At 62.3% G+C, this 8260-nt stretch carries 9 protein-coding genes; 6 read left to right on the top strand and 3 right to left on the bottom strand.

The window, feature by feature from the left end; all coding sequences use genetic code 11:
• Positions 1-108: 108 nt before the first annotated feature.
• Positions 109-870, bottom strand: coding sequence for an IclR family transcriptional regulator domain-containing protein (locus tag EEB11_RS16525; protein WP_135433240.1), 762 nt, complete (start codon positions 868-870; stop codon positions 109-111).
• Between the two features lie 130 nt (positions 871-1000).
• Here EEB11_RS16525 and EEB11_RS16520 point away from each other — a divergent pair, with 130 nt between their 5' ends.
• From EEB11_RS16520 to pcaF, 3 genes are read left to right on the top strand one after another with little or no spacing between them, the layout of a single operon-like run.
• Positions 1001-1735 carry a 3-oxoacid CoA-transferase subunit A gene (locus EEB11_RS16520; protein WP_135433238.1) on the top strand — a complete coding sequence of 245 codons (735 nt, stop codon included), beginning with the start codon at positions 1001-1003 and terminating at the stop codon, positions 1733-1735.
• Positions 1732-2403, top strand: a complete 672-nt coding sequence (locus tag EEB11_RS16515; protein ID WP_135433236.1) for a 3-oxoacid CoA-transferase subunit B — start codon at positions 1732-1734, stop codon at positions 2401-2403. The genes EEB11_RS16520 and EEB11_RS16515 overlap by 4 nt, the downstream gene beginning before the upstream one ends.
• Before the next feature lie 11 nt (positions 2404-2414).
• Entirely contained in the window at positions 2415-3614 is a 1200-nt protein-coding gene (gene pcaF / locus EEB11_RS16510; RefSeq protein WP_135433234.1) for a 3-oxoadipyl-CoA thiolase, read from the top strand.
• Positions 3615-3619: 5 nt separating this feature from the next.
• On the opposite strand, the gene EEB11_RS16505 is transcribed toward pcaF, so the two are convergent.
• Positions 3620-4756 (bottom strand): alkane 1-monooxygenase, encoded by a 1137-nt coding sequence (locus EEB11_RS16505; protein ID WP_135433232.1) that lies wholly within the window; start codon positions 4754-4756, stop codon positions 3620-3622.
• Between the two features lie 49 nt (positions 4757-4805).
• A complete protein-coding gene (gene mutY / locus EEB11_RS16500; protein ID WP_135433230.1) occupies positions 4806-5852 on the bottom strand; it encodes an A/G-specific adenine glycosylase in 1047 nt (348 codons plus the stop codon).
• An 81-nt stretch (positions 5853-5933) separates the two neighbouring features.
• Between mutY and EEB11_RS16495 the strand changes: the two genes are divergently transcribed.
• From EEB11_RS16495 to EEB11_RS16485, 3 genes are read left to right on the top strand one after another with little or no spacing between them, the layout of a single operon-like run.
• Positions 5934-6473 (top strand): DUF721 domain-containing protein, encoded by a 540-nt coding sequence (locus EEB11_RS16495; RefSeq protein ID WP_245298953.1) that lies wholly within the window; start codon positions 5934-5936, stop codon positions 6471-6473.
• Positions 6473-7132, top strand: coding sequence for a DsbA family protein (locus EEB11_RS16490; protein WP_135433228.1), 660 nt, complete (start codon positions 6473-6475; stop codon positions 7130-7132). The genes EEB11_RS16495 and EEB11_RS16490 overlap by 1 nt, the downstream gene beginning before the upstream one ends.
• A complete protein-coding gene (locus EEB11_RS16485) occupies positions 7129-8253 on the top strand; it encodes a CaiB/BaiF CoA transferase family protein (protein WP_135433226.1) in 1125 nt (374 codons plus the stop codon). The genes EEB11_RS16490 and EEB11_RS16485 overlap by 4 nt, the downstream gene beginning before the upstream one ends.
• Positions 8254-8260: the final 7 nt, after the last annotated feature.

The raw sequence follows: 8260 nt of genomic DNA, 5'->3' as shown, positions 1-8260 counted from the left end.
CAGCGGGACGCCGTCCGGAATCCTATGTCAGGTGCGGAACAGTAGCTGTGCCGCGCAGTCCCGGACCTACAGACCCAATGGGCGACGCGGACAGCTTCGGAACCGGGCCTATCGCAGCAGCAGGCGCAGATCTGCCTGCACCTGTTGCAAGGGTACCAGATACAGCGCCACAAGCTGTTCCACTTGGGCGTGAATGGCCGCGACCCCGACATTCAGTGCGGCAATTACCCGGCCATGCACGTCGAACAGCGGCACGGCAAGAGACCGCAAGCCAAGCTCGACCTCCTGATCGATGACCGCATAACCTTGCATCCGGACCTGTGCCAGTTCATCGAGGATTTCCTGTGGCGTCGTCCGCGTCAGCGGCGTGCGGGCAACGGGCGGATGCGCCTGCAGCAAGGTGCTAACCTCATCCACGGGCCGCGCCGCCAGCAGGACACGGCCCATGCTGGTGCAATGCGCGGGCAGGCGTGAACCGGGCATCAACCCGACCGACATCACCTTTTTCTGCGCCGCCCGCGCGACATAGACAATCTCGGCCCCGTCCAGAATGGACACGGAACTGCTTTGTCCGATCCGGTCTGACAGGTCATCCAGCACCGGCTGCACAATCTGCGGCAGCGGCATGGTGGCAAGACAGGCAGTGCCAAGCCGCAGGACTCGCGGAGTGAGGGTAAAGAACTTGCCATCCCAATCGGCATAGCCGTGATGTGCCAGTGTCAGAAGACAGCGCCGCGCCGTCGCCCGGTCCAGACCGCAGGCCAGCGCCACTTCGGCAATCGATTGTCGCGGGCGGGCCGCGGTGAAGGTTTCGATAACCGCCAACCCTTTGGCAAGGCCGCCCATGGTGTCGCGGTCGGTGATGATCATGGCGGTCTCCATACGTGCGATATGTCAACAAACGCAGCATAGCGCACAAACGGGCTGGACGCCAAGCCCTGCTGCCCGCTACCCCATGGGCGACGACGGCCCGAACGCCGGGTCATGATGGAGGCTTCCGATGGACAAAACCCTTCCCGACCTTGCGGCCGCCGTGGCGGGTATCGACGATGGCATGACAGTGATGATCGGCGGCTTTGGCGGATCGGGCGCGCCGATAGAGCTGATCCATGCCCTGATCGACCGCTTCCTTGCCACCGGTCACCCGAAAAATCTGGTGGTCGTGAACAACAACGCGGGCAATGGCCATGTCGGCCTCGCCGCGCTGATCGAGGCGGGGATGGTGGCCAGGCTGATCTGCTCTTTCCCGCGCTCCGCTGACCCGGTGGTGTTCACCGAACGCTATCTGGCGGGTCAGATCGAACTGGAACTGGTGCCGCAAGGCACTTTGGCCGAACGCATCCGCGCCGGGGGGGCGGGGATTCCCGCGTTCTACACCCCCACCAGTGTTGGCACCAATCTGGCCAAGGGCAAGCCGGTCGAGGTGTTCGAGGGCCGGTCCTATGTGCAGGAACGCTGGCTGAAGGCCGATGTGGCCTTGATCAAGGCCCATCTGGGCGACCGGTTAGGCAACCTGACGTATCGGATGGCGGCGCGCAATTTCAATCCGCTGATGTGTATGGCGGCCACCACAACCATCGTGCAGGTGTCGCAGATCGTCGACCCCGGTGGCATCGACCCCGAGGCGGTGATCACCCCCGGCATCTTTGTGCAGGGCGTGGTCGAGGTGCCGCATCCGCAGCAGGAAGAAGACCTGAACCGCGCCAAAGCGGTTTACCCGGAGGCCGCAGCATGACCGACAAACTTTCCCCCACCCAAATGGCATGGCGCGCGGCGCAGGACATTGCCGATGGGGCCTATGTCAATCTCGGCATCGGCTTTCCCGAGATGGTCGCAAAGTTTCAGCCCCCCGGGCGCGAGGCGATTTTTCACACCGAAAACGGCATCCTCGGCTTTGGCGAGGCTCCGGCAGCGGGGTCGGAAGACTGGGATCTGATCAATGCCGGCAAAAAGGCGGTGACGATCAAGCCCGGTACAGCGTTTTTCCACCACGCCGACAGCTTTGCCATGGTCCGCGGTGGTCATCTGGATGTGGCAATTCTTGGGGCCTACGAGGTTGCCGAAACCGGCGATCTGGCGAACTGGTCCACCGGCCCGCGCGGAGTGCCGGCGGTGGGCGGCGCGATGGATCTGGTGCACGGGGCCAAGACGGTTGCCGTGATCACGGATCATGTGACCAAGGATGGCAAACCAAAACTGGTGCAGCGCTGTTCCCTGCCACTGACAGGGGAGGGCTGCGTGACGCGGGTCTATTCCAGTCTGGCTGTGATCGACATTGTCGATGGCCATTTTGTGCTGCGTGAAAAGCTGGCCTCACTTTCGGTTGCAGATCTGCAGGCGCTGACCGGGGCCGCCTTGCGCCTTGAAGGTCCGGTGGCCGATCTTGATGTTCCTGCGTTGTAAAAGGTTTTGATATGACAGACGTATTCATCTGCGACTATATCCGCACCCCGATTGGCCGCTATGCCGGCAGCCTGTCCACCGTGCGCCCCGATGATCTGGGCGCCGTGCCCCTGCGTGCCTTGATGGCCCGCAATGCCGGCGTTGACTGGGAAGCGGTTGACGACGTTGTCTTTGGCTGCGCCAATCAGGCGGGCGAAGACAACCGCAACGTGGCCCGCATGTCCTTGCTGCTGGCCGGTCTGCCGGTGGGTGTCAGCGGCACCACGATCAACCGGCTGTGCGGTTCCGGCATGGATGCGGTGCTGGCCGCAGCACGGGCCATTGCGGCGGGCGAGTCCGATCTGATGATCGCGGGCGGCGTGGAAAGCATGAGCCGCGCGCCGTTTGTCATGCCAAAGGCGGGATCTGCCTTCAGCCGCGAGGCGACGGTGTATGATACCACCATCGGCTGGCGGTTCATCAACCCGGCCATGGACGCCGCCTATGGCACAGACTCGATGCCACAAACCGGGCAGAACGTGGCCGATGATTATGGCATCAGCCGCGAGGCTCAGGATGCCATGGCGCTGTCCTCGCAGGCCAAGGCTGCGGCAGCTCAGGAGAATGGGCGGCTGGCGAGTGAGATCACGCCGGTCACCATCCCGCAGCGCAAGGGCGATGCACTGGTGGTCGACCGGGACGAGCATCCCCGTGCGACAACGCCAGAGGCTTTGGCAAAGTTGAAGCCGCTGTTCTCCAATGGCTCGGTCACGGCGGGCAATGCCAGCGGCGTGAATGATGGTGCGGCGGCACTTGTTCTTGCCAACGCCAAGACGGCTGCGAAATTTGGGCTGACTCCGATCGCGCGCATTCTTGGCGGGGCGACCGCAGGGGTGCCGCCACGGATCATGGGCATCGGTCCGGCGCCCGCGTCGCAAAAACTGCTGGCCCGGCTGACCCTGACGCCCGCCGATCTGGATGTGATTGAGCTGAACGAAGCCTTTGCGGCGCAAGGCCTTGCCACCTTGCGCGCCCTTGGGGTTGCCGATGACGATCCACGTGTGAATCCGAACGGCGGGGCCATCGCGCTTGGCCATCCGCTGGGCATGTCGGGCGCGCGCATCACCGGGACGGCTGCCCTGCAACTCGCGCAGACCGGGGCGCGTCGCGCCCTTGCCACCATGTGCATTGGTGTTGGCCAAGGGATCGCCATCGCGTTGGAGCGGGTCTGATCCGCTCAGCGGGGGGCAGGGTTCAGCGCCTTGTTATAGGGGTGCCAATCCGTGATGTCGGGGTAGTGGAATTTGCGCCACGCCCGGACACGCGGGTTCATCATCCGCCGCCACCACAACGGGTTCATCGCGATGAAGACCATCAGGGGATAGCCCAGCGGCAGCTGCGGGGCCTGATCCGCGTCATAGGTCTGCAGCAGTGGAAAGCGGCGATCGGGCTTGAAATGATGGTCGGAATGGCGCTGCAGGTTGATCAACAGCCAGTTTGACGCGGTATGCGATGCGTTCCAGCTGTGGTGGGGTTTGACATGTTCATACTTGCCCTCGCCCAGATGTCGGCGCGTCAAACCATAGTGTTCGACATAATTCACAGCCTCCAACTGCCAGATCGCGACTGCCGCCTGATAGACGAAGAGGCCAAGACCCAACCAACCGCCAAGAGTAAAGGCCAGGCCGAGCATCCCGGCCTGCAGCGCCGCATACCGCCAGAACGGGTTGCCTGGGTGCCACCACGGGAAACCGCGCCGGGCCAGCAGGGCGACTTCGGCCCGCCAGGCGGAAACCGGGCTTTGGCACAGCACACGCGGGAAAAAGCGGTGAAACCCCTCATTGTAACGGGCCGTCACCGGATCACGGCAGGTGCCGACATAGGTGTGATGTACCCGCAGATGTTCAGACCGGAAATGGGAATACAGCACCGATGCCAGCAGGATATCCCCCAACCAGGGTTCCAGTCGGTTTCTCTGATGCATCAGTTCGTGGCTGTAATTGATCCCGACTGTGCCGGTGATGATGCCGATACCAAAAAATAACACCCCGAGTTCCAGCCCCGAAAGATGTTCCCGATCGGCGACATACCAAATCGTCCCGAACAGAACAGCGATCTGGACCGGGGTCCAGATCTGGGTGAGCAGCCGATACCAGAACAGCATGTCATCGGGGGTTTCCGGGTCTGCGTTGCGGTCGTTCAACCCGGTCAGCGCGTCGAGGGACGAATAGACCAGGATCGAGTAGGCCGGCACCAGTGCTGTGTACCAGCCGCCAAATACGGCCCCGATCACCGCCAGCGGCACAATGCCAAGCGTCAGCCAGAACGGCGCTGCCTGGGCAAATCCGATGGTCTGGCGCGGGCGGTCTGTCATGATTGACCCTGTATGGTTTCGTGCATGATGGGCCAAGGAAAGCGATATCTCAACGGGTAACGTTGTCTCGCAAAGCGCTATAGGCTTTGCGCATGACGGTCGGCAGATCTTCGGCGCTGAATTCGTTGCCAGACACAAACTGCCCGCGTGTCACGACCGAACCGATCGGCAGCTCGGCGGCGTGCAGGGTCAGGAAAAGGTGGAAATGCGTGAAGGTGTGGCGGATTTCGCCAATCTCCTGCCAGTCGGCCTCAACGGGGGCAGCGCCGCCCGCGCCATCCCAGCCATCACCGGGAAAGCCCAGCATGCCGCCCAGCAGCCCCTTGTCCGGCCTGCGCTGCAAGAGCACCCTGTCGCCTTGTGTCGCCAACCACAGAGTACCCCGGCGCACTGGCTTTTCCGGCTTTGGCACCTTGCGGGGCAATTCGGCCTGAATGCCCTGCCGGCGGGCGACGCAGGCCTGCACCACAGGACAGATCCCGCAAGCCGGATTGCGGGGGGTGCAGATCGTGGCGCCAAGGTCCATCACCGCCTGCGCGTAATCGCCCGGGCGCTGGTCGGGGGTCAGCGATGCCGCCAGCGCTGTCAGGTCGGGCTTGGCCAGGGGCATCGGAGTCTGCACCGCGAACAGCCGCGCCATGACCCGTTCGACATTGCCATCCACAACGGTTGCCGGCTCGTCATAGGCGATGGCGGCCACTGCACTTGCGGTATAGGGGCCGATGCCGGGCAGGCGAAGCAGGCCATCCCGGGTGCCGGGAAATACACCACCATGATCGGCCACAACGGCCCGCGCGGCCTTGAGCAGGTTGCGGGCGCGGGCGTAATAGCCAAGGCCAGCCCATTCGGCCATCACATCGGCATCCCGTGCGGCGGCAAGATCGGCCACGCCCGGCCAGCGCGCGGTGAAGCGGCGGTAATAGTCTTTCACTGCCGCAACGGTGGTTTGCTGCAACATCACCTCTGACAGCCAGATCCGGTAGGGATCAGGCAGGATGCCAGCCCTGCGCGCCTTTGGCGACACCCGCCAGGGCATGACCCTTGCTTCCCTGTCGTACCATTCCAGCAATAGGTCGCTCAGCCCGGCGTCACGCAATCTTTATATCCTTTGTCCCGACTTCCCACTGGCGGAGCAGCCTTGGCAGGATAAGATAGCGGCAGTGTCACAGGATACCAGATGGCCCGCAACGCGACCCCTTACCAGAAACCATCCCGGCGGATGCGCGGGTTTGAACCGGCGTTTGGCCTGATGAAAGATCCTGTGCGCGTGGCAGGAGAATCGCGCGGCTTTGCCATCACCCGGCTCTTGACCCATTGGCCTGAAGTAGTGGGCGAAGATCTGGCCAAATGCACCCGGCCGGTCAAGGTGGGTTACGGGCGCGATGGTTTTGGCGGCAGCCTCACACTGTTGACCACCGGGCCGATGGCACCGATGATTGAAATGCAAAAGGAAATGATCCGCGCCAAGGTGAACGCCATCTATGGCTATAACGCGATATCGCGGGTCTTGCTGACCCAGACTGCCCCCGTGGGCTTTGCCGAAGGTCAGGCAGAATTTACCCCTGCGCCAAAGGCGGAGGCCCAGGTTGACCCCGCCATCAGGGCCGAGGCCTGCAAAACAGCAGCCCCGATCCATGATCCGGGCCTACGCGCAGCGCTTGAAGCCTTGGCTGAAAACATCCTAAACCGTCGCAAGACGACAGAAGGCGAGAAATAATGTCACTGAAAACCACTCTGGCCGCTTCGGCCTTGATCCTGGCTGGCAGCCTTGGACTTTCGATTGCGCCTGCCACACCTGCGTTTGCGCAGGACACAGTGCCCGGTGCCGAGGCACCGGCCATGGAAATCAAGGACATGGCCCTTGGCCCGGTCGATGCGCCGGTCACGCTGATCGAGTATGCGTCCTACACCTGCCCGCATTGCGCGAACTTTCATGAACAGATCTTCAAACCCCTGAAAACCGAATACATCGATACCGGAAAAGTCCGGTTCGTGTATCGCGAAGTCTACTTCAATCAGGACCGGCCCGCGTTCTGGGCGGCAATGGTCGCCCGTTGCGGCGGTGAGATGCGGTATTTTGCCATTCAGGATTCGCTTTTCGAACGTCAGCAGGAATGGCTGTCCATCACCAATCCGGCAGACATGGTCGAAAACCTGAAGAAGAGCGGTTTGGTCAACGGCCTGGACAAGACCGCACTTGATGCCTGCATGCAGGATGCGACTATGGCGCAAGGTATGCTGGATTTGTTCAACGAAAACATGACTGAATATGATATTCAGGGCACGCCGACCCTGATCATCAATGGTACCAAGCATGCGAACATGTCTTATGCCGATCTGAAAACCATCATAGACGCAGAGCTTGCAAAAGAATGACGGCACCCCTTGCCGGTGTGAAGGTCATTGAACTGGCCCGCATTCTTGCGGGCCCGTGGGCCGGTCAGACATTGGCAGATCTTGGGGCAGACGTGATCAAGGTCGAGGCACCCGAAGGCGATGACACCCGCCGTTGGGGGCCTCCGTTCCTTGAGCGGGAGGGAGAGCGGTCTGCCGCCTATTTCCACGCGACAAACCGGGGCAAACGGTCCGTCACCTGCGATTTCCGCACCCCTGAAGGCCAGGCCATGGTGCGCCGCCTGATCGCAGATGCGGATGTGGTGATCGAGAATTTCAAAGTCGGCGGACTGGAGAAATACGGGCTGGATTACGCCAGCCTGCGGCAGCTAAACCCGCGTCTGGTCTATTGCTCTATCACCGGGTTCGGACAGGACGGGCCCTATGCGCACCGTGCCGGCTATGATTTCATCATCCAGGGCATGGCCGGGTTGATGAGCGTGACCGGCGAAGCGGGTGGCCAGCCACAAAAGGTCGGTGTGGCGGTGACCGATATATTTACCGGCATCTATGCCGCAACCGGCATTCTTGCCGCGCTGCATCAGCGGCAATCCACCGGCCTTGGCCAGCATGTTGATATGGCGCTGATGGATGTGGCGACCTCGGTCATGGCCAATCAGTCGCTGAACTATCTGACCACGGGGGTGGCACCGACCAAAATGGGCAACGCCCACCCCAATCTTGCGCCTTATGCCGTTTTCGACTGCGCCGATGGCTGGCTGATCCTGGCAACCGGCAATGATGGCCAGTACCAGCGCCTGTGCAAAATCCTTGGATTGGAGGATATGGCCACTGCGCCTGCTTTCCTGACCAATGCCGACCGCGTGCAGAACCGTGCCGATCTGACCGACCGGCTGACGGCGGCAACCCGCAGATGGACCAAGACCGACCTTCTGGCCGCCTGCGAAGCCGCCGGTGTGCCTGCCGGTCCGATCAATGATCTGGATGAGGTGTTTGCCGACCCGCAGATCGTGGCGCGCGGCATGCAGATTGCGCCGGGCGGCATGCCGGGCGTGCGATCACCGTTCCGGTTCTCGGGTGCCGACCTGTCGCTTGACCGCCCTGCCCCGAAACTGGGCGAACATCAGGCTGAAATTGTCTGAACGACAC

The sequence above is a fragment of the Pseudotabrizicola sediminis genome (genome assembly GCF_004745575.1).
Taxonomy (GTDB): domain Bacteria; phylum Pseudomonadota; class Alphaproteobacteria; order Rhodobacterales; family Rhodobacteraceae; genus Pseudotabrizicola; species Pseudotabrizicola sediminis.
This window is presented reverse-complemented; position numbering and strand designations above follow the sequence as displayed.

Bases quoted from the DNA above. Each gene is read 5' to 3' on its own strand.
- EEB11_RS16525 (WP_135433240.1), bottom strand. From the start codon at position 870: ATGATCATCACCGACCGCGACACCATGGGCGGCCTTGCCAAAGGGTTG.
- EEB11_RS16520 (WP_135433238.1), top strand. From the start codon at position 1,001: ATGGACAAAACCCTTCCCGACCTTGCGGCCGCCGTGGCGGGTATCGAC.
- EEB11_RS16515 (WP_135433236.1), top strand. From the start codon at position 1,732: ATGACCGACAAACTTTCCCCCACCCAAATGGCATGGCGCGCGGCGCAG.
- pcaF (WP_135433234.1), top strand. From the start codon at position 2,415: ATGACAGACGTATTCATCTGCGACTATATCCGCACCCCGATTGGCCGC.
- EEB11_RS16505 (WP_135433232.1), bottom strand. From the start codon at position 4,756: ATGACAGACCGCCCGCGCCAGACCATCGGATTTGCCCAGGCAGCGCCG.
- EEB11_RS16495 (WP_245298953.1), top strand. From the start codon at position 5,934: ATGGCCCGCAACGCGACCCCTTACCAGAAACCATCCCGGCGGATGCGC.
- EEB11_RS16490 (WP_135433228.1), top strand. From the start codon at position 6,473: ATGTCACTGAAAACCACTCTGGCCGCTTCGGCCTTGATCCTGGCTGGC.
- EEB11_RS16485 (WP_135433226.1), top strand. From the start codon at position 7,129: ATGACGGCACCCCTTGCCGGTGTGAAGGTCATTGAACTGGCCCGCATT.